At 40.2% G+C, this 24,662-nt stretch carries 26 protein-coding genes; 5 read left to right on the forward strand and 21 right to left on the reverse strand.

What is annotated here, in order from left to right; all coding sequences use genetic code 11:
- Positions 1–2 precede the first annotated feature (2 nt).
- Genes FS736_RS07290 through FS736_RS07315 form a run of 6 tightly spaced genes read right to left on the reverse strand, consistent with a single transcriptional unit; the run spans position 3 to position 6,265 of the window.
- Positions 3–1,466, reverse strand: coding sequence for an SLC13 family permease (locus FS736_RS07290; protein WP_144475720.1), 1,464 nt, complete (start codon positions 1,464–1,466; stop codon positions 3–5).
- Positions 1,467–1,489: 23 nt separating this feature from the next.
- Positions 1,490–2,842, reverse strand: a complete 1,353-nt coding sequence (locus FS736_RS07295; RefSeq protein WP_144475721.1) for an MmgE/PrpD family protein — start codon at positions 2,840–2,842, stop codon at positions 1,490–1,492.
- Between the two features lie 16 nt (positions 2,843–2,858).
- Complete coding sequence (locus FS736_RS07300) at positions 2,859–3,719, reverse strand: HpcH/HpaI aldolase/citrate lyase family protein (RefSeq protein WP_144475722.1); 861 nt, start codon at positions 3,717–3,719, stop codon at positions 2,859–2,861.
- A 47-nt stretch (positions 3,720–3,766) separates the two neighbouring features.
- Positions 3,767–4,411 carry a GntR family transcriptional regulator gene (locus tag FS736_RS07305; protein ID WP_144475723.1) on the reverse strand — a complete coding sequence of 215 codons (645 nt, stop codon included), beginning with the start codon at positions 4,409–4,411 and terminating at the stop codon, positions 3,767–3,769.
- Between the two features lie 37 nt (positions 4,412–4,448).
- Positions 4,449–5,717 (reverse strand): TRAP transporter large permease, encoded by a 1,269-nt coding sequence (locus FS736_RS07310; RefSeq protein ID WP_144475724.1) that lies wholly within the window; start codon positions 5,715–5,717, stop codon positions 4,449–4,451.
- Positions 5,714–6,265 (reverse strand): TRAP transporter small permease, encoded by a 552-nt coding sequence (locus FS736_RS07315; protein ID WP_144475725.1) that lies wholly within the window; start codon positions 6,263–6,265, stop codon positions 5,714–5,716. Before FS736_RS07315 ends, FS736_RS07310 begins: the two co-directional genes overlap by 4 nt.
- A gap of 220 nt (positions 6,266–6,485) precedes the next feature.
- Here FS736_RS07315 and FS736_RS24215 point away from each other — a divergent pair, with 220 nt between their 5' ends.
- From FS736_RS24215 to FS736_RS07325, 3 genes are read left to right on the forward strand one after another with little or no spacing between them, the layout of a single operon-like run.
- On the forward strand, positions 6,486–6,644 hold the full coding sequence (locus tag FS736_RS24215; protein WP_186326711.1) for a hypothetical protein: 159 nt from the start codon (positions 6,486–6,488) through the stop codon (positions 6,642–6,644).
- A complete protein-coding gene (locus FS736_RS07320) occupies positions 6,641–7,540 on the forward strand; it encodes an NAD(P)-dependent oxidoreductase (RefSeq protein ID WP_144475726.1) in 900 nt (299 codons plus the stop codon). Before FS736_RS24215 ends, FS736_RS07320 begins: the two co-directional genes overlap by 4 nt.
- Complete coding sequence (locus FS736_RS07325; protein ID WP_144475727.1) at positions 7,541–8,578, forward strand: DctP family TRAP transporter solute-binding subunit; 1,038 nt, start codon at positions 7,541–7,543, stop codon at positions 8,576–8,578.
- A 166-nt stretch (positions 8,579–8,744) separates the two neighbouring features.
- Here the strand turns inward: FS736_RS07325 and FS736_RS07330 are convergent, their stop codons facing one another.
- The 6 genes from FS736_RS07330 to FS736_RS07355 all read right to left on the reverse strand — a co-directional run bounded on the left by FS736_RS07330 (position 8,745) and on the right by FS736_RS07355 (position 13,086).
- The gene (locus FS736_RS07330) at positions 8,745–9,812 is read right to left on the reverse strand and encodes a tartrate dehydrogenase (protein WP_144475728.1); all 1,068 of its coding nucleotides are present in this window, start codon (positions 9,810–9,812) and stop codon (positions 8,745–8,747) included.
- A 2-nt stretch (positions 9,813–9,814) separates the two neighbouring features.
- Positions 9,815–10,396 (reverse strand): FumA C-terminus/TtdB family hydratase beta subunit, encoded by a 582-nt coding sequence (locus tag FS736_RS07335; protein WP_144475729.1) that lies wholly within the window; start codon positions 10,394–10,396, stop codon positions 9,815–9,817.
- Between the two features lie 90 nt (positions 10,397–10,486).
- A complete protein-coding gene (locus FS736_RS07340) occupies positions 10,487–11,329 on the reverse strand; it encodes a fumarate hydratase (RefSeq protein WP_144475730.1) in 843 nt (280 codons plus the stop codon).
- Complete coding sequence (locus tag FS736_RS07345) at positions 11,326–12,000, reverse strand: GntR family transcriptional regulator (RefSeq protein WP_144475731.1); 675 nt, start codon at positions 11,998–12,000, stop codon at positions 11,326–11,328. Before FS736_RS07345 ends, FS736_RS07340 begins: the two co-directional genes overlap by 4 nt.
- Positions 12,001–12,160: 160 nt before the next feature.
- Complete coding sequence (pcaC, locus tag FS736_RS07350; RefSeq protein WP_144475732.1) at positions 12,161–12,541, reverse strand: 4-carboxymuconolactone decarboxylase; 381 nt, start codon at positions 12,539–12,541, stop codon at positions 12,161–12,163.
- Positions 12,538–13,086, reverse strand: a complete 549-nt coding sequence (locus tag FS736_RS07355) for a PaaI family thioesterase (RefSeq protein WP_144475733.1) — start codon at positions 13,084–13,086, stop codon at positions 12,538–12,540. Before FS736_RS07355 ends, pcaC begins: the two co-directional genes overlap by 4 nt.
- 151 nt (positions 13,087–13,237) lie before the next feature.
- Here FS736_RS07355 and FS736_RS07360 point away from each other — a divergent pair, with 151 nt between their 5' ends.
- On the forward strand, positions 13,238–14,152 hold the full coding sequence (locus FS736_RS07360) for a LysR family transcriptional regulator (RefSeq protein WP_144475734.1): 915 nt from the start codon (positions 13,238–13,240) through the stop codon (positions 14,150–14,152).
- 251 nt (positions 14,153–14,403) lie between these two features.
- On the opposite strand, the gene FS736_RS07365 is transcribed toward FS736_RS07360, so the two are convergent.
- The 7 genes from FS736_RS07365 to FS736_RS07395 are packed head-to-tail and all read right to left on the reverse strand — an operon-like array spanning position 14,404 to position 21,039.
- Entirely contained in the window at positions 14,404–15,456 is a 1,053-nt protein-coding gene (locus FS736_RS07365; protein ID WP_144475735.1) for an acyl-CoA dehydrogenase family protein, read from the reverse strand.
- A complete protein-coding gene (locus FS736_RS07370) occupies positions 15,453–16,604 on the reverse strand; it encodes an acyl-CoA dehydrogenase family protein (protein ID WP_313959709.1) in 1,152 nt (383 codons plus the stop codon). Before FS736_RS07370 ends, FS736_RS07365 begins: the two co-directional genes overlap by 4 nt.
- 21 nt (positions 16,605–16,625) lie before the next feature.
- Entirely contained in the window at positions 16,626–17,399 is a 774-nt protein-coding gene (locus FS736_RS07375) for an enoyl-CoA hydratase-related protein (protein WP_186326712.1), read from the reverse strand.
- Positions 17,400–17,449: 50 nt separating this feature from the next.
- Entirely contained in the window at positions 17,450–18,235 is a 786-nt protein-coding gene (locus FS736_RS07380; RefSeq protein WP_144475738.1) for an SDR family oxidoreductase, read from the reverse strand.
- 51 nt (positions 18,236–18,286) lie between these two features.
- Positions 18,287–19,456, reverse strand: a complete 1,170-nt coding sequence (locus FS736_RS07385) for a UxaA family hydrolase (protein ID WP_144475739.1) — start codon at positions 19,454–19,456, stop codon at positions 18,287–18,289.
- Positions 19,456–19,755: a UxaA family hydrolase gene (locus tag FS736_RS07390; protein ID WP_144475740.1), complete on the reverse strand. Its 300-nt coding sequence runs from the start codon at positions 19,753–19,755 to the stop codon at positions 19,456–19,458. Before FS736_RS07390 ends, FS736_RS07385 begins: the two co-directional genes overlap by 1 nt.
- Positions 19,756–19,770: 15 nt before the next feature.
- Positions 19,771–21,039 carry a nickel pincer cofactor-dependent isomerase, group 22 gene (locus FS736_RS07395; RefSeq protein WP_144475741.1) on the reverse strand — a complete coding sequence of 423 codons (1,269 nt, stop codon included), beginning with the start codon at positions 21,037–21,039 and terminating at the stop codon, positions 19,771–19,773.
- A 232-nt stretch (positions 21,040–21,271) separates the two neighbouring features.
- On the opposite strand from FS736_RS07395, the gene FS736_RS07400 reads away from it, so the two are divergent.
- On the forward strand, positions 21,272–22,978 hold the full coding sequence (locus FS736_RS07400) for an IlvD/Edd family dehydratase (protein ID WP_144475742.1): 1,707 nt from the start codon (positions 21,272–21,274) through the stop codon (positions 22,976–22,978).
- Between the two features lie 42 nt (positions 22,979–23,020).
- Here FS736_RS07400 and FS736_RS07405 read toward each other — a convergent pair whose 3' ends face one another.
- Together FS736_RS07405 and FS736_RS07410 are read right to left on the reverse strand one after the other, a co-directional pair.
- Entirely contained in the window at positions 23,021–23,896 is an 876-nt protein-coding gene (locus tag FS736_RS07405; protein WP_144475743.1) for a fumarylacetoacetate hydrolase family protein, read from the reverse strand.
- A 51-nt stretch (positions 23,897–23,947) separates the two neighbouring features.
- Positions 23,948–24,649 carry an RraA family protein gene (locus FS736_RS07410; protein WP_186326713.1) on the reverse strand — a complete coding sequence of 234 codons (702 nt, stop codon included), beginning with the start codon at positions 24,647–24,649 and terminating at the stop codon, positions 23,948–23,950.
- Positions 24,650–24,662: the final 13 nt, after the last annotated feature.

A 24,662-nucleotide genomic window follows, 5' to 3' on the forward strand; every position in this document is an offset into this window, starting at 1 on the left:
TGTTATAAAAAACCCATCCAGTTCCACCAAGTGACCGCCGTTAAAATTGTCACGATCATCATAGCAAACGTCATATAGATACCGGGAATGATAAATTCTTTTTGCTGGATTTGACCTGTGCTATGAACGATTATGTTAGGGGTCGCTTCGACAACCAAAATATACCCGTGCAAACATGCAAGAGATGCAGTAATGCAAATCAATATCGGATCAGCTCCAGCTTTCGCTGAAAGGCCAATAAATATCGGAATGAGTGTAACTACTGCTGTTGATACATTTGCAACAGCCAAATGCAGAACTTGGGTGATTATTAAGATGGAAATAACAGCAATAATTGGTGAGCGCAGCAAGTCAATGATCCATTCAGTGCTTAAACTGGCTCCAACCAGTTCAGCCGCACCTGATTGATTGAATGCATAACCTAGCGATAACGTTGCCCCCATAAGCAAAATAGTATCAAAATTAATTTTCACCATGTTCTCCCACTTTGAACAGCCCACTCCTGGAAACGCCATTAAAATAACACCAATAATTGTAGGAATGCTAGGATGAAGTCCATGGAATGGTTCAATGAACCATAGGCAAACGATCAAAATTAAAATCCCAATACACTTTTTTTCTTCTGCATTGATTTGTCCCAAGTCTTTTAGCTTCTTGTCCATTTCCTCTTTTAAATGAGAGAATTCTTCATTTTCTTTTGGCAAGGGAAACGCTTTAATTAATACAAACCATGATACAGGAATTAAAAGAATCCAAATAGGAAATGTATACATAAACCATTGTAAGTAAGTAATTTGGATCCCGAGAAATTGTTTTATTAATTCAACGGTTAAAATATTTCCAATAGCTGCGGTCATGACCACTGTTCCGCTTATTGTTCCTCCAAAAGCGACTGCAAGCAAAATCATTTTACGGAGATTTCCATCTTTTTTTACCCCGATATGCTCTAATGCCATTAATGCAACAGGCAAGATCAACGTTGCTCTTACAGCAACAGCAGGAATAAAAAACGCCTGGAGTTGCGGAATGATCAAGATACTTGCTAATAAACCCTTAGCATTACCGGCCCATTTTGCCAAAATTAAATAGGCGAGCCTTTTTGCAAGAGGAGTATCATTGACTCCCCTTGCCAGCATCATTCCTCCTATGATCAGAAAGATCGCAGGAGATGAAAAGCCGCTAAAAACAATGTCCATGTTAACGGTTTTAAATAAAATCATTAACACAAGGAGCAGCATGGCTGTAACCCCTAGAGGCAGGGGCTCAAACGTCCAGTAAAAAACACTTAAAACTAATAGGGCAAGCATAACTTTGGCTGAGCCGCTGCTGCCTGGAAGTAGTGCATAAACAGATACAGCAAGGATTACGCCCAATAATAGTGTTACAGCTTTTGTAGAATCTATTGAAAATACTTTAACGGAATTCGGCAAAAGCTTTACCTTTGCCTTAGTGTTTGGAGAACTCAATATAACCTCCTTCTTTCCGAAACCTAAATATGGGCAGCAGATTCAACCGGGCTGCATAACTGAAAGAAAGTCTCCAAATCTTCAAGTTCGTCAAATCTGTATACCAGATCAATTAGTAAATCCTTCGCTTCTTCGCTAATGACTTTTCCAGTTACATCCTTGAACTTTTCAATTAATTGCTCGTCTGTCATCGGCTGATCCTTGCTGCCGATTGAATGTTCAATGAAATGGCTTAGCTCTCTGCCATCTTTCAGTTTTACGGTTAAACGTACTTGATCTTCTTTAATACTTTCATCGACTGTTAAATGAATTTTAGACCTTAAAGCTTTTACTTCAAGTTTATTAACGAACTCATCTGTAAACTCATTTACTCCTGCTTTTAAATGAAGGAATCCAGCCGCTACACAATGGTATACACTGAATTTGCCTTCAAGCCCTGTAGTAAAGTCAGTTTTTCCTGTAAGTTCTTTAACAAGCGGATGGCCGGTAATATGTATTTCTTCGATTTCTTCGGCCTTCAAGCTATGGGCTTTTTGGATAGTGATAATAGCATCAATGGCAGGATGTGTCACAATCCCGCTGGCAAATGGCTTATAGCTATTTTTTTCAATTTCCCATTTATCGCCCCAATTATCAGTCAATAGCTCCATTTTGTTTTCTTCGGACAACACGCTGATAAATCCTCGTTCTGCTTCCAGCGCTTTTTTAGAGCTTGTAAATCCTTCTCCTGCAATAAGTGCAGCAAGCATTCCGTTCATTGCCGCTTTTCCCGGATGATAAGGCTTCGTCATCGTTCCAAACATTTCCCTTAACCCAGTAGGATCTGTTGCAGCAATACCAATAGCATATGAAATCCTTTCCTCATCAAGGTCTAATAGCTTGCTTAAAGCAGATGCCGCCCCAACTCCGCCAACACTTCCAGTTATATGCCATCCCCTCCAGTAATGGGAGGGATATACAGCCAGCGCTAGCCTTGCCTGAACTTCACAGCCGACGATAAATGCTTCTAAAACATCTTTACCGGTTTTTTTCTGATGCTCACTATATGCCAATATTGCAGGGAATACAGGCGAAGATGGATGAAGGACTGTTTCAAGCAATGTATCATCAAAATCATAGATGTGGGATGACATCCCGTTCAGCAATGCTGCGAATAGCATATCTGTTTTTTCTTTTCGGCCAAGAATTGTTGCCTGCGGGCTGCTTCCCATTAATTTTGAAACATTCAATACTTTGTCCATAGATTCGTGGTTAGCTGCGCCAATAGCTACCCCAAGCCAGTTTAATAGACTCCTTTTTGCTTCGTAGACAGCATTTTTACCTATTTGTTCGTAATTTGTATGTTTGATTTTTTCAGCCAATTGAACTGTTGTCATCTAAAATCCCTCCTTTTTATAGTGTGTAATATTGTAAAAGACTTTTTGCCTTTTTATATACAGGGTAATCAACCAGTTTATTCTGAACTGAAATGGAGGCACTTCCGTTTAGCTCTGCCGCCTCAAATGCCAGGACAATTTCCCTGGCTACTTCAAGTTCTTTTTTCCCTGGAGTAAATACATTGTGGATCACATTCAACTGTTTGGGGTGGATGGCCAGCTTCGCTTTAAACCCCGAAATTCTCGCTCGAACTGCTTCCCTGTTCAGTCCCTCTTCATTTGCCAGATCCGGGTAGACTGCATCCACGGGGCTTCCAATTCCCGCTGCCCTCGAAGCATTTACAATCTGGGACCTTGCATAGTAGAGCTCTTCTCCTCCATCTGTCAATTCACAATCAACATCCAGCGAATAATCAATAGATCCAAATACAAGTCTTTTGATTAAGTGGTGAGAGTTAGCAATTTCATATGCAAAATGAACACCTCGTGCTGTTTCAATTAAAGGCAATATTTCAAATTGCGTATCTGACTTACCCGCTTTTTCTAACCCTTCCAAGACTATCTGGCATATCACTTTCATATTACCTGCGCTTTCTGCCTTAGGAACAATAATCCCTTTGGCACCCGATTCAACGGAGCACTCTGCATCTTTTCTCCAATACTCTGTTGTAAAATCATTGATTCGAATATAGACATCTTTGTCTGCTGGATGGTTTAATAAATAGTTTTTTGCCCTCTCTCTTGCAATCTCTTTTTCATTAATTGCCACAGCATCTTCCAAATCAAATATGATACTGTCTGCATTGCTTGATACAGCTTTCTCCAACATTCTTTCAGATGTAGCTGGAACAAATAAGTACGATCGTTTTGGCGGCATTTTTTCTCCTCCATGGATATTGGATCCGATTATATTAAAGGAATTGCTCACTCAATTACTTGAGTAAGCGCATTTCCTGCCCTCATAATATGATTTTCTACAAGCTGCCTCAACATGATCGGATCCTTTAATTCTAATGCTTGAAGCATTCTTTTATGCTCTTCATTTGAAATAATCATTGTTTTTGGAATTAGACTTGGAACATGCGCAGGGTAACCTTCGATAAACTCTTTTGTCAGCAGTTTTATCTTTTTCCAATTGCACCCCTTTTGAAGCAACAGATGAAACTGGTGGTTATGACTGATAAAAGAATCCTGGTCATTGTTGTCAATATCATGATCCATCTTTTCAACCAAAAGACTCAGTTCTGTTCTGTCTTTTTTAGTAAGAAAATTCATCGATTTTTGAACAGTTATGCCTTCCAGCAGAGCTCTCAAATAGTATAGTTCTTCTATATCTTCCCTTCTGAACCCGATTACCTGAGCTCCTTTATGCGGAAGAAATATTACCAGTCCTTCTCTTTCCAGGCAGCGCAATGCTTCCCTTACCGGCATCCTGCTCACTCCGAACCTTGATGCCAGTTCATCCTGAATCAGTCTTTCACCAGGTTTATACACCTGTGTGAAAATTGATTCTCTTATCATATCTGTAACTTTTTCTTGTAATGTATGAAAATTTTTCACTTGATTCATAGTAAAACTCCTCAGACAATATACAAACTAGCAAGAATTATTTAGCTAAAAACAGCGAAATTTGTGGGAAGATTACTACCAATACAAGCGCTAAAATCATTAGAGCAAAGAAAGGAAGAACCCCTCTTACCACTTCCCCGACCTTTTCCCTTGTGATCCCACTTACAACAAACAGATTCAATCCTACTGGAGGTGTAATCATAGCCAATTCCATATTGATTGTCATAATGATCGCAAAGTGAATTATATTAATATCAAACATTACTAACACCGGAAGCAAAATTGGAAGAGTGATCAGAATAATCGCTACAGCTTCAAGAAACATTCCGAGTACGAAGAACATTAAATTGACGCCGATCATAAAGATCCATTTATTTGTAGTACTGGCTTCAATCCATGTTGCAAAACTTTGAGGAACTTGTTCAGTTGTTAAAAACATCCCGAAAATCATGGCTGAAGCAATTACCAGGAAAATCATAGAAGTAATATTGATCGATTCCTTAAGTACTTCTCTAAATTTAGGGAATGACATTTCCTTATAAATAAATACTGAAACAATAATTCCATAGAAACAAGAAACGAAAGCAGCTTCAGTTGGTGTTACAATACCTGAATAAATTCCTCCCAGAATAATGACGGGAAGAAGGAAACCCCAGACCGCTTTATAGGTCTTTTTCAAGCGAACATCCATGGATTCTTTTGGCAATTTGCCATAATTATTGATTCTTGCATTAATAATCGCCGAAACCAACAAAATTCCGCCCAGCAGCAGACCTGGAATGATCCCAGCAGCAAATAGCTTGCCCACAGACTCTTCGGCAACAGATGCATAAATAATTAACGGGATTGATGGTGGAATAAGAATCCCTAGTGTCCCCGAAGCTGCAACCAGCCCCATAGCATATCGCTTGCTGTATCCAGCTTTAACCATGCCCGGAATCATAATACTTCCAATCGCTGCAGCTGTAGCAGGACTAGATCCGGAAATCGCTGCAAATATCATACAAGCAAGGATGGTAACAACAGCCAGCCCACCGCGGATATGACCTACCCAGGATTTTAACGCCTCAATAAGATGGTATGAAATCCCGCCTTTTGACATGATAATTCCCGCAAATACAAATCCAGGAATCGCCATTAATGTTGCAGAGTTTAAGGAGTTAAACATTTTTTGGATGACTGTGTATAGCGTAAAATCGACCATAGACAGAGCTACTATACTTGAAAGCCCCAGGCTAACTGCAATTGGAACTCTAATAAGGCAAAGAACGGCGAAAACCAAAAATAACACTAAGACCGGACTCATGCTCCCACTTCCTTTTGCTCTTCTGTAGTTAATTCCTTCATCTCTTCATAAAGATTTTCAAGCTCCCCGGTAATCTCCCGTTTGTCTCCCTTGAATGCCCGATATGCTTTTACAACGAAATAGATCCCCAGTAAACTCATACCGATAGGAAGAACAAGATAAGTAATCCAGATCGGTATGCCAACATCAATTGTAGTAATCCCCTGTACCTTTGAAAGCGTTATCAATTCTATAGAAGAATAAGCAAGGTAGAAGGAGAATCCTGCACCAATTATATTGCTAATACCAGCAACGATTTTTTTCAGACCTGTTGGCAGCTTGTCAAAGAGAAGTTCAACTTGAATATGCCGATTGTCTTTTAATGCCATTCCAAAACCAATAAATATAGCCCACACCAACAAAAATTCAAAAATTTCCGTTACCCATGCTTTAGGTGCATTTAAGACATATCTTGTAAATACACCATATAAACTTACTGCCACGCCTCCCATAAACAGCAAACCAGCTGCACCTTCTTCGATGCGATCGAGCCATTTAAAGAGCTTCATACCCCTTCAACTCCTTTTTCCGGATTGTATCCAATCCATGCTAGTATCATTTTTTAATATACTAGATGTTAAAATAAAAATAAACAGAAAATTTTTATTTTTTTATTATTTTTTGCGTATTCACAATATTCCGTTGATTTGTTATACTATTTCCAACAACATGTCTTTTCACCATGTCGCATTTATTTTGTATCCAAAATCCAAAATGGGAGGTCGAAAAGTGAAAGGAAAACTTTTTAATTTGGCAACAAAAAGCAGAAACTTCAGTGGATGTTTCAATGAGGCTCAAATGTCAGAGAAAATTGCGGCTTTCTTTGCAGTTAGTAAAAGTTTCAATTGCTCATTACATAAGGAGTTTAAAGGAGATATTTCTTTATGAACGGGAATATCGGCTTTATTGGACTCGGGAAAATGGGCTTGCCGATGGCAAAAAACCTTTTGAAAAATCATTATAATGTCTTTGGAACAGATGTTAATGTGGACGCCTTGATGGAATTCAAGGCGGCTGGCGGTAATACCGGAAAATTTGACGAATGGATTAGCGATGTTCATTCCATTATTTTAATGCTTCCCTCTTCAGCGATCGTTAATAAAGTATTAGATGAAATTATTTCTTCCGAATCTTCCCGGCCCAAGGCAAACCAAAAGGAACTAATGGTTATTGATATGAGCAGTTCCTATCCTCGTGATACAAAAGAGAACAGCAAAAAGCTCGAACAAAGTCAAATAAGCTTTGTCGATGCACCTGTCAGTGGAGGAGTCAAAAAAGCGGTTGAAGGGACATTAACAATTATGGCTGGAGGAACGGCTGACCACTTCCAAAAGTGTAAGCGTTTACTAAGTGCCATGGGGACTAATATATTTCATGTGGGACCTATAGGAAGCGGCCACTTAATTAAAGCAATCAATAATTACTTATCTGCCTCTCACCTTTTAGCATCCTGTGAGGCTGTCCAATTACTGGAGAGTTTTGGAGTAGAACCTGATCAGGCTATTAATGTTATTAATCAAAGTACGGGCAGAAGCGGTTCGACTGAATATAAGTTTCCTAACTTTATTTTGACTGAATCATATGACTCCGGTTTTTCCCTTGACCTAATTAAAAAGGACATAGGCATGGCCAATCAGCTTTTTAAAGATTCAGGTGCTGCAACGTCGCTGCCTGAGATTGTATTTCAAAAATACAGTGAGGCAAGCAATGCACTGGATAAAGAAGCAGATCATACAGAAATAAACAAATTTGTCTCATCATATTTATTAAAAGGGGGATTTTAAATGAAGAAAATGAAAAAATTATTGCTGGCGGCAATGACACTGGTACTGACCTTCGCCCTGGCAGCTTGCGGTAATTCCGAGAAAACTGAAGGAAAAAGTGGCGGCACAAAAAGTGATGGGGTTCAGGAACTTACGATTAAAATTTCCCACGTAGTTGCTGAAAATACTCCAAAGCACCAGGGTGCACTCAAAATGAAAGAAGTTATTGAAAAAGAATCAGGTGGTAAGATCAAGGTTCAGGTGTACCCAAACAGCTCTTTATTTGGCGATAAAGACGAATATCAGAATCTGGTAGCAAACAATGTCCAGTTTATTTTGCCTGATATGTCTAAGCTTGTTGGTAACGATCCTGGATTTAATATTCCAGCAATGCCTTTCCTTTTTGAAACAGATGAAGCAGCTAATGCGTTCTGGGATGGAGAAAAAGGTCAAGAGATCTTCAAGCGTTTAGAAAAAGATGGTGTTCTTGGTCAGGCAATGTGGCCAAATGGTGCCAAGCACATGACAAATGATAAAAAACCTATCACAAAGCCAGAGGATCTAAAAGGTATGAAAATCCGGACTCAGGGCGGTCAATTGCTGGAAGCCATTTATGATGAGGTAGGTGCAGGATCAGCTTCTATCCCATTTGGAGAACTGTACACAGCCCTTCAACAAGGAACTGTCGATGGACAGGAAAATACATTTAGCAATATTGAGTCCAAAAAGTTTGATGAAGTTCAAAAGTACATGACTATCATGGGGCATACTCGTGTTGACTACGCATTGCTCACTAACACTAAGTTCTGGGATGGCTTAAATGAGGAAACAAAAGCTATTGTTCAAAAAGGTATTGACGAAGGAACAAAGCTTGCCAGAGAATCAGCGAAACAGCTTAACGATGACGCATTAGCTAAGCTTAAAGAAAATGGTCAAGTAGAAATCAACGAGCTCTCAGAAGCAGAAATTGAAGAATTCAAGAAGGCTTTAGAGCCAGTCTACAGTGAATGGGCAGAAAAAATCGGCAAAGATATTATTGAGGATGCTGAAAGCAAATAATTATATTACACGGCTTGCTACAACCGCTGCCAATGCTGCAGCGGTTGTTTTTTAGCTAAAAACTTAATTAAGTTACACACCGGGAGACGGGTACCCTTTTTAACATTTTAAAAGGACAAAAAAATTCCAGCTGATGGGCTGGAATTTTTTTCAATTATTCTTTAATTTATACTGAAACTGCCTTCTTCAATCTTCTGCAAATCTCATCTCCCACCTCTTCTGTAGATGATGTTCCGCCAATATCAGATGTCTTGATTCCGTCCTCCGTTATATCCTCAATGACATCAAGAAGCTTTTTGCCTAACTCTTCTTCTCCGAAATGATCAAGCATCATTTTAGCGGTCCAAATTTGCCCAATTGGATTTGCAATTCCTTTGCCAACGATATCAGGAGCAGAACCATGAACCGGCTCAAACATAGATGGGTATTTTCCGTTAATGTTGATATTTGCTGCAGGGGCTATGCCAATGCTCCCCATAATAGCTCCCCCTAGGTCAGTTAAAATATCACCAAACAGATTGCTTGCTACAATCACATCGAATATTTGCGGACGCGTTACAAAAAATGCTGCAAGGGCATCAATATGGTAGGCAGTCGTTTGTACATCATTGTAGTCTTTCTTAACATCATTAAATACTTCATCCCAGAAAGGCATAGAATGGAAAATTCCATTTGACTTTGTAGCAGAGGTTACATGACCTCTTCTTTTCTTTGCAAGTTCAAAGGCATAGTGCATAGCACGTTCTGTCCCTTTTCTTGTAAATATAGCATTTTGGACTGCAAGCTCATCTTCACCTTTGTGAATTCTGCCGCCAACTTCACTATATTCCCCTTCACTATTCTCCCTCACTACAATTAAGTCAAAGTCTTTCGGATTGACTAGAGGGGATCTTAATCCTTTAAAATATTTAGCTGGCCTAATATTAATAGATTGTTCAAACTCTCTTCTAATTTTGATTAAAAGACCCCAAAGAGAAATATGGTCAGGTACAAGAGCAGGGTTTCCTATTGCTCCAAGAAAGATAGAATCAAAGTTTTTAAGTGTATTTAATCCATCTTCTGGCATCATCTTTCCATGTTCTATATAATAATCACTGCTCCAGGGAAAAGATTGATAACTAAATTTAAGTCCCCCATGTATCTCTGCAACCGTATCCAATACTTTTAACGCTACAGGGACCACTTCTTTTCCAATGCCATCGCCAGGTATGACCGCAATCTCGTAATTTTTCATCCTTAAACAGCTCCTTTGTTTGCTTTTTCATTATAGTTTTCATATTTAGCTATCTCTTGCATATAGAGGTCATCCCCGAATGAATCATACGCAACGAGCAATGGGAAATCTTCTACTTCAAGCCGCCTTATTGCCTCTGGACCAAGATCCTCATAAGCAACCACCTGTACTGCTTTAACCCTTCTGCTTAAAATGGTTGATAAACCGCCAATTGCGGCAAATGAGACTGCACCATATTTCTTGCATGCTTCTTTTACAATGTCTCTTCTCGGTCCTTTACCAATTGTCCCCACAACCCCATATTCATACATTGCAGTGGCGTAAGGATCCATTCTGAATGCGGTTGTCGGTGCGACAGGACCAATGATCTGTCCTGGTTTTGGGGGACAGGGCCCTGCATAGAATATGATCTCTCCCTTCAGGTCGACAGGCAATGGCTCATTTTTCTCAAGCAGTTCAACCATTCTCTTATGTGCAGCATCCCTTGCCATATAAATCGTTCCTGTAAGGAGAACCGAATCGCCGATTTTAATTTTTTTTATATCTTCTTTTGTTATAGGAGTTTGCAGCCTATATTCTGCCACATTGATTCCTCTCCTTTCGATTCCATTTAGATTTTCTTTCAGTTTCATTAATCATTTGCTCGGCCAAAAATCATCATTATTAGCCGTTGTTTAAATTACGATTGTTTTCTTTCTTGCAGCATGACATTGAATATTAACTGCAACAGGCAAAGCTGTAATATGACATGCGTATGTTTCAATAGGTACCCAAAGGGCAGTACTCGTTCCCCCAAGTCCCTGTGGCCCAATCCCTGTTTCATTAATGGCTTCCAGCAATTCCTGTTCAAGTTCGGCAATATGCTGGTCTGGATGGTGAACACCGATTTCTCTTAATACAGCATGTTTCGCAAGAGAAGTCACTTTATCAAAACTACCGCCAATCCCCACTCCGACAACTACGGGTGGGCATGCCTTTCCTCCAGCATCTTTTATTGTCTGAAGGACAAATTTCTTTACACCCTCAATACCTTCTCCTGGAAGAAGAAATTTCATTGCACTCATATTCTCACTGCCTCCGCCTTTTGGCAGGACAGTAATTTTGATTGTGTCACCTGGCACAATTTCCGTATGTACGACAGCTGGTGTATTGTCCCCCGTGTTAACGCGCAGCAAAGGATCTCCTACTACAGATTTTCTTAAATAGCCTTCTCTGTAACCAGTCCGCACTCCTTCCTGAATGCTAGCAAGATAATCCCCACCTGTAATGTGAACATCCTGCCCTATTTCAACAAAAACAACTGCCATTCCTGTATCATGACAATATGGCATGTGATTTGTTTTTGCTTCATCCGCATTTTCCAGCAGCTGTTGGAGAATAGATTTGCCAATGGGCGAAGCTTCTGTTTTTTCGGCACGTCGAAAACCTGCTAGAACATCATCCGGCAAGTAGTAACAAGCTTCCCAGCACAATTTAGCAACACTTTCAGTTAAGACCTCAGCATCAACAATCCTCATTTTTCCCCCTCTTTTCCTTCAATTAAAATTATCAAGTTTTTCAAATCCTCTTCCGTATGTTTCTTTAAACTGAGTACTGCTTTTTCAGGATCCTTTTCTCTAATCGCGTTGAATATTTCTTTATGCCCTTTTAAAATGACTAACCCTCGTTCATTACCTTCAATATTCAGTAGCCTATAATAATAGGTTAATGAATGAAGCTCATCCACCAGTTTTTTCAACCTAATGTTTTCGCTTATTAAAATAATGTGTTCATGGAACTTTGTGTTCCACTTTACGATTTCTTCCTTTTTATTGCTTTCAACAGCGGCTTCTGTTTTTTCTATTATTCTTCCCAGTTCTTCTATTTGCCGCTCAGAAGCCCTCTCTGCTGCCAGAGCCACAGCAGCTGATTCAAGTGCAACCCTGCAGCCGTAAATATCTCTTACATCTTTCAAAGTTGGTTTATATACAGTTATTTGAGATTTCTCATCCATAATCAAAAGACCTTCATTAATTAAAGTCCGAATCGCTTCTCGCACAGGGCTGCGGCTAGTGGAGAATTGTTTTGCAAGCTGAGCTTCAAATAAACGATCACCTGGTTTATATTCACCTTGCCAAATTCGCTCTTTTATAGTTTGCTGAATTTGCAGGTAAAACGGAAGCGCTTTCTCAAGTGGTATCTGGTTCACATTTTCCCTCCCTTCCTCTTTTAATTATCTGTCGGCTGTCGACAGCTCTAATTTTATAATAGTATTAATTATCAAAAAATTCAATGTTTTTAGTTAAAGAAAACACCATTCAACATTTATCTTAGAATGGTGTTTTGCAGAATGAAGTTCAGCTATCTTTTTACTCTTCTATTCCCATTTCCTCAAATATTTCACGGGCTGCTTTAAAACTATCCAGTGATGCTGGTACTCCGCAATAAATAGCAGTTTGTAAAAAGATTTCCTGGATTTCTTCTTTGGTGACTCCATTATTAATGGCTCCACGTAAATGCAGCTTCAATTCATGCGGACGATTTAAAGCTGTCAGCATCGCTAAATTAATCATGCTTCTCGTCTTTTTAGGCAAACCTTCTCTAGTCCAAATTTCTCCCCAGCAATATTCGGTAACTAATTCCTGAAGAGGTTTTGTAAAGCTTGTTGCGTTTTTTATTGAGTTGTCTACATATTCTGCCCCTAACACTTCACGTCTTACTTTCAAACCTTCATCAAATTTTACACTCATTTTACTTCCTCCTTCATTAACTCTTTGTGCTTTAAAAAAAAGGTGCCTAAGGCAATTGCCACTGTCTGGCCTTTTTCATCTATGATTTTGCATTCGGAAACAACTGTACTTTTGCCGAGATGAATGATTGAAGGCTTTGCATACAGTTTTTTTCCTTTACCTGGCCTGATATAATTCATTTTCAATTCTAACGTGAAGACTTGAGATTCTTTTGGTATCCTGGTCATTATGTGAAAACCAATGGCCACGTCTGCCAATGTATAGAGAGCGCCACCTTGTGCAACATCATATGTATTGGCATTTTGCATACCCAATTCCATACTCATTTCTCCATTTACCTCAAATCCAATCCCTAAAAGCCTTCCTGTATAATGGAGCTGTTTTTTTGACCCTTTAAGCGCCTTGATCACATGGAAAACTTGATTTCTTTCTTCGCTTGAAAGATTTTCAATTTCTTTAAGAATATCGCTGGCAGCTGTCGTGATTCTTAACCCTCCTCCCTTTAAAGCTTTCTTACCCTTGTAATAATAGGATACTGGATCCAATTAAAAACGTCTACACTTTTCTGAATTTTTTAATAATGGTGAATAAAGCAATTCTCAACACTAAAATTTCCTCTATAAAATTATTAATAATTCTGATATAATATTTACTAAGATAGTAAAAATCTATAATTATAGTTGAGGATGACGTTAAATGGATATTAAACAATTAGAGGTTTTTAATACGATTTATAAACACAAGAATTTTTCAAACGCAGCTAAGGAGCTTTTCATTTCCCAGCCGACCGTAAGTGCTCACATTAAAAGCTTAGAGGAAGATTTAGGTATGCAGTTATTTAACCGGAAAAATAAAGCAATGGGCAATTTAACAGATGCGGGAAAAATTCTTTATCAATATTCTACCCAAATCCTTTCTCTTGTTAAAGAAGCTGAAAATTCTTTGGCCAATTATAAACAAGGACATACTGGCTCCTTGTCATTGGTAACCTCCCACTCCTTTTGTTATTGGGTCTTACCTAAAATATTAGAAAATTTCAATCATCTCTATCCTTCAGTGGACATTATCCTGCATACAGAATTCACACCAAAAATGATTGAAATGGTCTATAACCGGGAGGTTCATTTTGCAATTGCACGAACCAGTACTCCAGACTTTAGCGACGAGTTTCTTCATAGTGAACTCATTGGACAGGATCCCTCTGTATTTGTTGTTTCACCACATCATCGACTGGCCGATGCAACGGATGTATCAATTGATGATATTCTTCAGGAACAATTTATCGTGTATGGAAAAAAATCGAGCTATTGGCCACAGATTCAAAGTATGTTTGTCAATATGGGGTATACGCTTAAAACTGGCATGGAGTTAAATGATATCAATGCTGTAAAGAAAATGATTGAAATCAACATGGGTATATCCATTTTACCGCAAATATCTGTCCAGAATGAGCTTGAGATGGGAACAATCAAGATGGTGAAAGTAGAAGGTGTTCCCCAAATGATGCGGTACTCCAACTTAATATACCAAAAGGATTTAATTATGACAGGCGCTATCCAAAATTTCGTCAAATTTATTCATGATACCAAGCCTTACTCTTTGAATGGATAGAATTCTGTAAAGAAGCTGTTTTCGCATTGATTGGTGTTTTTCGTATAAAACCTATTTATTACACTACGCTTCGGGGTACTTTTCTTTCTGCTCCTGCCACTATAAAGCCTAAAGTCAGAAAAATTCAGCTGCTGATTTTTACTTTTCTTTGATAATGCAATAAAGAAAAGGGCATAAAAAAGGGTGTCTAAAAGTATAGCTTGGCACCCTTTTTTCAAGACAACAGCCTTAAAACCAATTTACTCTTCCATTCACCGCGAACCTGTAATGAATCCCCATAATTCCTGTGACTGAATAATTTTTTCTCCAAGGTTTCTGGCCAGAATGGTCTCCGATCCATATTCATCACGCCACGACCATAACCGTCTCGTGCTTTGATGCAGAGGATGCTCATCTGTAAACCCCATTGCTCCATGTACCTGATGGCCAATACGGAAGCCTGCCTCTGCGGCATCACCAAGCTGGATTTTTGCTATGGCAGCTTCTTCTGAACTTATATTTGAGTCTATATTTGAGACAATAAAATCGGCAACAGCCAGCGAAGCTGTTGTTTCACCAGCTAAAACAGCAAGCTGCTGTTGTACAGCCTGGAATTTGCCGATTGGTCTGCCGAACTGTGTTCTTTCTTTGGTGTAATTAACGGACAGCTCCAATGTTCTCTCCAGTGCACCGGCCATAAGCATGACTCTTGTCAAAGAAGCCAAATCAATAAAATCATTGAACATGGATGGTTCGATGGCCTTAACCTCATTATTGTTCAACCGTATTTGCTTCAGAATTACTTCATCACGTGGGTCTCCTGCCAAATTTTCATGATGGCGTACTTCACAAATTTCTATCGGAACACTTCCAATCATATATTGATTCTCAAAGGTCCTTCCCAAAATTATAATTGATTCAGCGTTTCTGGCCCATGGAACATATTTAGCAGTGCCAGCTAGCAACCAGCCTGAGTCAGTTTCGTCAAACTCAATTTCATTTTCAAGAGTGAATGTACTTATATGATTATTTATTGGCAGGCCAGCTTCTGCAAGGGCTAAATTAGCAAGAATATGTTCAGCCAAAGGGACAGGCAAAGCATAATAACCGGCAATCTTAACCATAGAGAAATAGTCGCCTAAATCTCCACCAGAGCCGCCTTTCTCTTCACTAATTCCCACCGAAACCACACCAAGCTCTTCAAGTGTGTTCCAGAGCATTGTAGGGAATGCACCTTTTTCTGCAGAAGCAATTAACTCTTTTGTACAAAGATCTTTTAATACCTTGCTAACGGTATCCTCAAGCATAGCTCTTATTTCACTCATCGAACCCCTAACCCCCTTGCGATTATTCCCCTCAATATTTCAGTTGTTCCACCCCGAAGAGTAAAGCCAGGGGCATGAAGAATGGCCTGGGCCAATAATTCATCAAACCTTGAATCTGCTTTTACAGAAGGATGGCTTGGAATCAGCAGTCTTGCAACCTTGATGATCTCATTTTCATATTCAGTTCCTAGATCCTTTACAAGTGCTGCTGCAATTTCCGGTGACTTTCCCTGTTCAAGTAAACCGGCTACACCTAAAGACATTTTTCGGAGTGTCCATAACCTGGCAACAAGTCTTCCAATTGCCACGCTGGCATAGTCGCTGTCAGAACCTGAAAGTCTTCTGATCAACTCTTCAAGCAGCGGATAAGTACTCATAAACCTCTCAGGGCCACTGCGTTCATAAGCAAGCTCAGCCATGCTTTGCTTCCAGCCTTCCCCTTCTTCTCCAATGATCATATCCTCTGACACTTCAACGTCTTCCATAATTACTTCGTTGAAATGATGCTCTCCTGTCATCAGATAAATCGGTCGAATCGTTATGCCTGGTGCTGACAGGTCCAGGAGGATTTGGCTTAATCCCTCATGTTTTTTATCTCCTATAGAAGTTGTCCGAACTAATGTGATCATATAATGAGCATGGTGTGCCCCGCTTGTCCATATTTTGCTGCCATTAACAATCCATTTATTGCCTGACTTTTTAGCCTTTGTGGAAACGGAAGCAAGATCGGAGCCGGAATTCGGTTCGCTTAAGCCTATCGCAAAGAAAATTTCTCCCCTGGCGAGTAAAGGCAAAAACCGCTGTTTTTGTTCTTCTGTTCCGTAACGCAGCAACAAAGGTCCTGTTTGCCGGTCTCCAAACCAATGTGCCGCCACAGGCGCCCCTGCTGCAAGAAGCTCTTCAGTCACCACAAAACGTTCCAATGCAGATCGTTCATGACCCCCATATTTTTTTGGCCAGGTCATTCCCAGCCAGCCTTGTTTACCTATTTTACGGCTAAATTCTGCTGAGTAGCCGCCCAGCCAGGTGTCACATTTCGGTTCAAAACTCCCAATCTCTTTTTCCTTGTTTAAAAACTCCCGTATTTCCCTACGTAATAATTCAGCTTTATCCGGTAATTCGGTATTGGGCAGAGTTAACTCCTTCACAATCTTACCTCCTATTCTTGTTTACCTGCCTTCAAATACAGGTTTACGTTTTTCCTTAAAAGCAGCAAGCGCTTCATTGCGGTCTTCTGTTTCCAAAACTCTTTCATATGCTTCAGCTTCATAAATTAGACCTTCATCCAAGCTTACTGACCGGCCATAATTAATTGCTGCTTTTGATTCTCTTACTGAAAGAGGTGCATTCTCGTTAATTTCTCCTGCTATTTCAAGGGCTCTTTCCAGAACTTGCTTCTCTGATACTGTCTCATTGATCAACCCAATGTTTAATGCCCTTTCCGCCGTTATCTTTTTGCCGGTCAGGATTAGCTCTTTTGCATATAAATCACCGACAGCTCTTAGTAGCCTTTGAGTGCCTCCAACGCCAGGAATGATTCCAATTTTGACCTCCGGCAGGCTAAATAAACTATGTGTGGACGCTATCCGTAAATCACAGGTCAGTGACATCTCTACCCCCCCGCCTATGCATAAACCATTTACAGCAGCAATTACAGGCTGAGGAAGATTCTCTATTTCACGGTAGGTTTCCCTCGCTTTTTTCAGGTAATCTTGTACTTCCTGTGAATTCATGTTTATCCTCTCTTTTAAATCCGCACCAGCTGTAAAGGCTTTTGCCCCTGAGCCTGTAATAATAACTGTTTTATAATAATTGGATTCCTTAATCTTCCCAAGCGAATCGTACAGCTGCAAGAAAGTTTCATAGTCTAGGGCGTTATAGCCATTTTCCCTATATAGCTGCAGGATTGCCGTCTCGCCATTTTCCTGAAAAATGATACTCAATATACTCCACTTCCTTGATAGCCTTTTTTAATAATCGTTTTAGCATATTGTTAGATTGCTTTTACCATGCCCCCATCAACCAATAAGGAAGTTCCGGTAACAAATGAGCTTGCATCCGATGCAAGGAAGGCAACTACTTTTGCAAATTCTTCCGGGTTGCCATATCGGCCTAAAGGAATCGTCTTCTTAGAGGCTTCTTCTATTTCTTCATGAGTTTTCCCCTGGCTGTCTGCTTTCATTTGATCAAGAAAAGCGACACGATCAGTCGCAATTCTGCCTGGTGCAACCGTGTTAACGAGAATATTATAAGGGGCCAGTTCTTCTGCCAGGCTTTTAGCCAGCCCGACAACTCCCAATCGGAAAGTATTAGATAAAATAAGGCCAGGAATTGGCGTTTTAATAGAAGAAGAAGCAATATTGATGATACGGCCGCCTTCCTTCTTTAGATCCGGCATGGCAGCCCGAATGAGTCTAATATAGCTTAATAGATTCAATTCGAAGGCATTTTGCCAATCTTCATCCTTAAATTTTTCGAATCCCCCTCCTGGAGGACCGCCAGCATTATTCACCAGAATATCTATCTTACCCAACTCTTCCTTTGTTTTTTGAACCAGAGCCTGGATCTCAGCAGGCTTTGTAATATCGCACTGAAAATAGGAGACTTTGCCTTCACCAAGAGTATTCAGTTCTTCTTTTACCTGCTGCAGTTTATCTTTATTCCGGCTCGTAAGCATAACATGTGTGCCTTCTTTGGCTAATTCTGCTGCGATTGCTTTTCCTAATCCCTGGCTCGATGCCACTACTAATGCTACTTTTCCTGCTAGATTAAGCTCCATTTAAAGACCGCCTTCCTTTTTCGATTTAATTTTAATCATTCTGCCTTCAATCTACGGCAGCCGGGTTACACAGAATTGTTCATCATGACCCAGAACTTCTGATTTTACATATTTACCTGAGGCCACTTCTAGAATCTCCTGATAAATTTCATATCCCATCTGCTCTAATGTTTTTTCTCCAGTTAATACCTGGCCGGCATTAATATCGATGTTCTCCCTCATTTTCGAGTAAGTTTTTGGATTGCCTGTGATTTTTATTACCGGGACACCAGGAAAGCCAGTTGGAGTTCCCCTTCCTGTTGGGAAAAGAATGATTTGGGCGCCCGCTGCCACTTCCCCTGTCGATACCTCTCCGTCATGGCCAGGAGAATCCAGTAAGAATAGCCCTTTGCTCTCAGGCTGGTGTCCATATTTAAGAACACCAGAAAAAGGAGCATTTCCAGATTTCTTCATGCTCCCGAGAGATTTTTCGACTACACTGGATAATCCCCCTGCATAATTGCCTGTAGATATTAAATGTGTTCTTTCCTTATTCGTAGAATCTTGAGTCTGTCTTTTTAACTTTTCTTCGGTCTTAAAAATGGTTTCTCTAATTTTTTTCGCGACCTCTTCATTGATGGCTCTTCTAGCCAATATATCTTCAGTGCCAATTAACTCGGTAATTTCACTTAAGATCGAGGAGCCTCCCTGGGTTACAAGCTTATCAGATGCTATTCCTAAAGCGGGATTGGCAATTAAGCCGGAAGTCATATCAGAACCTCCGCAATTTAATCCAATCATTAATTCCCTAACTGATACTTCTTCACGTACCTGTCTTGAAGCAATTTGCTGCATTTCCCTCGCAATTCTGCTTCCTTTTTGGATCGCAGCCAGAGAATCTCCTTCCGTCTGAATGACGACGGTCTCCAGCATTTTGTTTGCGGGTGCAATTCCATCTGCCAGTTCATATGGAGAGAATCTTTCACAACCCAAACCGACAACTACTACTCCTGCAAAGTTCGGGTTTTTCCCTATGGCGATAAGAGTTTTGGCGGTAACCTCCAAATCTTCTCCAACCTGGCTGCAGCCCACTGGATGCCTGAAATACACACTGCCCGGGACTTGATTGGCTATTCGCTCGGCCACTTTAGCTGAACAAAATACAGATGGAATGATCGCTATTTGATTCCTGACACCTACAGAACCATTTTGTCTCTGGAATCCCATAAATGTATCGGTCATTATTTCAGTCCCCTTTCGCAGTACATATTATGAAAATGAATGTATGCTCCTTTTTGGACTGCGACCATCATTTTTCCAATTTCTTCACCATATTTTAAAACGCTTTCACCCTTGTACAAATCACAGATTGCCAATTTATGGCCAAACGGTATGTCTTCAAGAAGTACTGCCATTTCATCACGGTCATTAAACCGAAGAGTGCACTCTTCTCCTTTTTTTAGATCTGCAAGCGCAACAGCAACATTATCAGAGCAATCTATCACGAGAGCAGCTTTTTGAAGATTAATAGCATTTTCCATCGCTAACCTCCTTAATTAACTAAACTGGTGCACAGTCAATTTCCTCTGTAAATCTCCGTTCTGGTCAAATGACAGCTTATGGGTGTCTTTAATATTAAACTTGCGGTTTGATTTTTCCATTTCCTTTATCACGGGTAATGTTGCAAATATACGATTTAAATGAAGTGTATTGGGGATTTGGACAATTTTAATTTTTTCCATGGCGATTTTTGGGCCAAGACTGTAGACGGCTGTTTCCACTGCTTCCTTTTCTGTATCATAAATCATCGGGAGCATTGCCCTCCTCAAATACGTTGCCGTAAGAGCATTCGTATATGTTGATTTACGGTCCATTTTGTCCACCAGTTTTTGTGTCGTAAAGTCAGCCAGTCCTATTCCCTGGGCATTGCCAAAAGATTTTTCTGCCAAATCAAGTACAGCCAGCTTACTGACAGCAGGATATTCCGGTTCCTGTACTCCATCAATCCTCCATCTTCCAATTATGTTGGGATCCATGCCAGTACCGCTAAAGCATTTGCCCATTTCTTCTACTAAAAGCAGATCGATTTCATTCACCGGCAGGCTTGGCATCATTGCTTTGGAATAATGGAGTAATTCCTCTTCCCTGGAATGCCAATTTTCCACAGATACACCAGCTATATCAGCCGTTTCATCATAACCATTTTCAATGATGGCCAATCCCATCAATACTGGACTATTCTTAAGGGCAAATAAAGAAACCTCTTCAATATTTCCGGCCATTTTTAAAGCACCATCACTATGGACAAAAGTAGCTCCTTTTATTTTGCCGAGTCCAATGGTAACCATTTTGCTCAAGCCGCTTTCGACTCTTCCTCTAAAAGCTGTATGTGCTTTTATACGGTTAATTACCAGGATGCCATCTGAATGATAGGCGTTTTTGTCCATATAAACCGGCTGACCTTTTGGTGTATGCCCTAACAGTTCTACCTCCATGGAAGATCGTATTTCTGCTCCAACCGTGTCCTCTGTAATGCCTAAATGTCTCAGTACCTCTATCTGTCCTTCAGCTGTTGCTCGTCCATGGCTGCCCATAGCTGGGACAAGAAAAGGCTTGAATCCTCTGTTCTTTAGGAAATCTGCTGTTTCTTTAAGGATAGGAACAATATTGGATATTCCTCTGCTTCCAGCTGTAATTGCAATCTCGGCATTTTTGGGCAAACTTTTATTTTCAAGATGTCTTTTTAGCTCGCTGTGAACCTTCTCTTTAAGATTAGAAAGTTTATCATCCGGAAACTGCTGTTCAATTTCATAAAGCTCGAACAACCCCTCACTCCCTTTCTTATTTTCCAACGCATTTATCTTTACGAAATTGGTATATATCTACTTTGAGTATAAAATGTTTCTGAAAATTAAGTCAATAAATTATTGATTTATTTTAATGATTTAATATATTTTATAGAAAATACCAATAGAATGAAATATAATTATATTCATAATTTTCAATTAAGTTTTCTTCATGATGGAAAAAAATAAAAGGTAAAAGGAGAAACAAACTATGACATCTGAAAATAAAGAAAAAAAACTGACCTCATATGGAGATAAAGGGTTTAGTCAGTTTATTAGACAAGCTTTTAATCGGCATCTGGGGTATGACCCGGAGGATTTTACAAAACCCGTGATCGGAATTTGCAATACGAAGAGTGAAATTAACCGCTGCCACTCTCATATCGAACCATTAGTGACAGCGATAAAAAACGGTGTCCTAATGGCTGGCGGAATTCCCTTAGAATTTCCAACTATTTCGTTAGGTGAAATTAACACAAGTCCAACCACAATGCTTTTTAGAAATCTCGCAGCAATGGATACAGAAGAAATGATTCGTGCCCAGCCGATTGATGGGGTTGTATTAATTGGCGGGTGTGACAAAGTAACGCCTGCTCAGCTAATGGGGGCCGCCAGTGCCAATATTCCTTCCATCCTTATAACAGGCGGGCCTATGAATAATGGAGAGTATGAGGGCCGGACATTGGGAGCCTGTTCTGACTGCAGGTTTTTCTGGCAAGAATATCGCGGTGAAAAAGTGAATGACGAGGAAATTAATGAAATAAATAAAGCGCTGGCTCCTACTGCCGGACATTGTATGGTTATGGGGAGCGCAAGTACAATGGCCGTATGTGCTGAAGCAATGGGGATGATGCTTCCCGGAGGCGCTGCTATCCCTGCAACACACAATCGCAGGCTTGAACATGCTGTTCAGACTGGTAAAAAGATTGTCGAATTAGTTAACAAGGAAATTACCCCTTCACAAATCATCACAAGGAAGTCCCTCGAAAATGCGATACGAATGTTAATGGCAGTTGGCGGTTCAACAAATGCCGTCATTCATTTAATCGCCATTGCAGGGCGATTAGATATCGAACTTCCACTCGAGCTTTTTGATGAACTGAGCAGAACCACGCCATTTATCGCCAACCTGCGTCCGGCAGGTAGATTTCAAATGGAGGATTTCTTTAAAGCCGGCGGTGCCCCTGTTGTAATGAAGGAACTAGAATCTTTGCTCCATACTGAAGAAATAACGGTCACAGGTAAAACGGTCTTCGAAAACCTAAAGGAAGTCAAATGCTCTGATACATACAGGGAAATTATAACAAGATTTGAAAAACCATTGCATAAGGAAGGAGGCATCGCTGTATTGAAAGGGAATCTTGCACCGCTTGGAGCTGTCATAAAACCAAAGGCAGCATCGAAGAACCTATTAAGCCATAGAGGCCGGGCTATTGTTTTTACATCTTTGAAAGATCTTGAAGAAAGAATCGATGACCCAGAGTTAGATATCACACCTGAAGACATTATGGTTCTTCAAAATGCAGGACCTGTGGGCGGACCAGGCATGCCTGAAGCAGGAATGCTCCCGATTCCCCATAAGCTTTTGAAACAGGGGATACGGGATATGATTCGCATTTCAGATGCAAGAATGAGCGGCACTGCCTTTGGTACGGTCATACTCCATGCAGCCCCGGAAGCTGCTGTGGGCGGTCCTATTGGCCTTGTTAAGACTGGAGATATAATTGAGCTCAATGTTGAGGAAAGGATCCTTCAGCTTCATGTTTCACAGGAGGAACTGGAAAAGCGCCGGATGGAATGGAAGGCGCCGGCGCATTTTGAAAGAGGCTACACTTCCCTTTACCAAAAACACGTTTTTCAAGCTGATAAGGGGTGTGACTTTGACTTTTTGGTATACAAGCCAGATAAACTTTTATAATCGAAAAATGGGCTGTTCTCAACGTGGAGAACAGCCCATTATTTAATTTACTTTCAGATCTTTCACTGTATTTTTTAATGTTTCAAAGCCATCAATCTGGCACTCTACTACATCACCATCACGTATCACAACTGCGCCTGGTGTACCCGTAGAAATAATGTCACCCGGAAGAAGTGTCATAACTTTTGAATGGAAGGATACTAAGTGCCAGGGATTAAAGGTCATATTTGACACAATGTTTTTCCGGTGCAATTTTCCATTAATGACAGTAGCAACATTTAAATCAAGAATATTGGTCACTTCATCAGGTGTTACCAATTGAGGGCCAAAACTAAAGAAAGTATCAAAACTTTTTGACCTGGTTAAATACCGGGGATTTAGCTGCAGGATATCTTCAGCCGTCATATCTATAATAGTAGTAAAACCTGCAATTACATTTGGTGCATCCTCAATGGAAACATCCTTGCATTCTTTTCCGATGATAACGCCCAGTTCGGCCTCAGCTGTTGTCCGCTGTGACTGATGCGGTATTTTGATTATATCACTTGGGCCAATTATGGATGTTGAAGGCTTCATAAAACTTGCCGGTTCTGTATTCGGCGCAGATTCACTTAAATCCGCTGCATGTTCGACATAGTTTAGCCCTATACCCCAAATCTTTTTAGGGAATCTGTATAAAGGACCGTATTCAATATTGCTGGCAGGGATCATCTCATGAAAATCTTCAATCACGCTTTTCCCCTCTTTATTATACCATTCTGTTAAATGTTTAAGCTGGCCTGACTCTAATAGATCCAAAACCTTTGTGGCCCAATTTGCATTCAGGTTTTTATTGATGGATTCTACTAGAACCGCACCCTGGCCAGTTATTATTGCAGCCTTCTCTTCTCCAAATCTATCGACAGTTGCTAATCTCATACCTTCATCCCCCTATAAAAATGTTTGATCGCCTGGTAATTTACTTAGCTATTACAATGTCATGTTATTATTTGTTTCTAGTTCAATCCCTTTTTTCCTTAAGATTTCATCCACCCATGACCGGTCCCATTTTCCCTGGCCAATAGAACGCATCGTTTCTTCTTCTTTTGACGTCAGTTCAAGAGCTTTTTCTAAAATAACATGGGCTTCATCCATGGGAATCACAACTACTCCATCGTCATCCCCAACAATAATATCACCAGGGGAAACGGGAACATTCCCGCAGCTAATGGTTGTGTTAACCTCACCTGGGCCTTCTTTATAAGGTCCTCTCGGAGTAGTTCCCTTTGCAAATACAGGCAGTCCCAGTTTCGCTATGCCTATACGGTCTCTGATAGCCCCATCTATGACAAACCCTCCGATTCTCTTTGTTTTTGCATAAAAAGACATGATTTCTCCAATTATTGCATGTTCTGTATCACCGCTTGCATCCACAACAATAATATCCCCAGGCCTGGCAATGTCCATCGCTTTATGTACAAGTAAATTGTCAGAAGCATGGGTACGCACTGTTAAAGCACTGCCAGCCATATGGACGCCAGGCTGATTGATTGGCTTAATCGCATAATTCATTACCATCATTCTTCCCATTACGTCTCCAAAAACAGAAGTGGCAATATTTTTAAATCCATCTACTAAACTCCGGTCCAGCCGGTCAAAATCAACTATTACACGATACCCTGTACTTGCCAATTGCCATACCCCC

The organism is Cytobacillus oceanisediminis 2691 (assembly GCF_007678455.1).
In the GTDB taxonomy this organism is placed as follows: domain Bacteria; phylum Bacillota; class Bacilli; order Bacillales; family Cytobacillaceae; genus Mesobacillus; species Mesobacillus oceanisediminis_A.

Bases quoted from the DNA above. Each gene is read 5' to 3' on its own strand.
- pcaC (WP_144475732.1), bottom strand. From the start codon at position 12,541: ATGAGTGTAAAATTTGATGAAGGTTTGAAAGTAAGACGTGAAGTGTTA.
- FS736_RS07380 (WP_144475738.1), bottom strand. From the start codon at position 18,235: ATGGAGCTTAATCTAGCAGGAAAAGTAGCATTAGTAGTGGCATCGAGC.
- FS736_RS07400 (WP_144475742.1), top strand. From the start codon at position 21,272: ATGACATCTGAAAATAAAGAAAAAAAACTGACCTCATATGGAGATAAA.
- FS736_RS07340 (WP_144475730.1), bottom strand. From the start codon at position 11,329: ATGAGGATTGTTGATGCTGAGGTCTTAACTGAAAGTGTTGCTAAATTG.
- FS736_RS07325 (WP_144475727.1), top strand. From the start codon at position 7,541: ATGAAGAAAATGAAAAAATTATTGCTGGCGGCAATGACACTGGTACTG.
- FS736_RS07295 (WP_144475721.1), bottom strand. From the start codon at position 2,842: ATGACAACAGTTCAATTGGCTGAAAAAATCAAACATACAAATTACGAA.
- FS736_RS07390 (WP_144475740.1), bottom strand. From the start codon at position 19,755: ATGGAAAATGCTATTAATCTTCAAAAAGCTGCTCTCGTGATAGATTGC.
- FS736_RS07385 (WP_144475739.1), bottom strand. From the start codon at position 19,456: ATGACCGATACATTTATGGGATTCCAGAGACAAAATGGTTCTGTAGGT.
- FS736_RS07305 (WP_144475723.1), bottom strand. From the start codon at position 4,411: ATGAATCAAGTGAAAAATTTTCATACATTACAAGAAAAAGTTACAGAT.
- FS736_RS07315 (WP_144475725.1), bottom strand. From the start codon at position 6,265: ATGAAGCTCTTTAAATGGCTCGATCGCATCGAAGAAGGTGCAGCTGGT.
- FS736_RS07310 (WP_144475724.1), bottom strand. From the start codon at position 5,717: ATGAGTCCGGTCTTAGTGTTATTTTTGGTTTTCGCCGTTCTTTGCCTT.
- FS736_RS07360 (WP_144475734.1), top strand. From the start codon at position 13,238: ATGGATATTAAACAATTAGAGGTTTTTAATACGATTTATAAACACAAG.
- FS736_RS07320 (WP_144475726.1), top strand. From the start codon at position 6,641: ATGAACGGGAATATCGGCTTTATTGGACTCGGGAAAATGGGCTTGCCG.
- FS736_RS07365 (WP_144475735.1), bottom strand. From the start codon at position 15,456: ATGAGTGAAATAAGAGCTATGCTTGAGGATACCGTTAGCAAGGTATTA.
- FS736_RS07300 (WP_144475722.1), bottom strand. From the start codon at position 3,719: ATGCCGCCAAAACGATCGTACTTATTTGTTCCAGCTACATCTGAAAGA.
- FS736_RS07405 (WP_144475743.1), bottom strand. From the start codon at position 23,896: ATGAGATTAGCAACTGTCGATAGATTTGGAGAAGAGAAGGCTGCAATA.
- FS736_RS07330 (WP_144475728.1), bottom strand. From the start codon at position 9,812: ATGAAAAATTACGAGATTGCGGTCATACCTGGCGATGGCATTGGAAAA.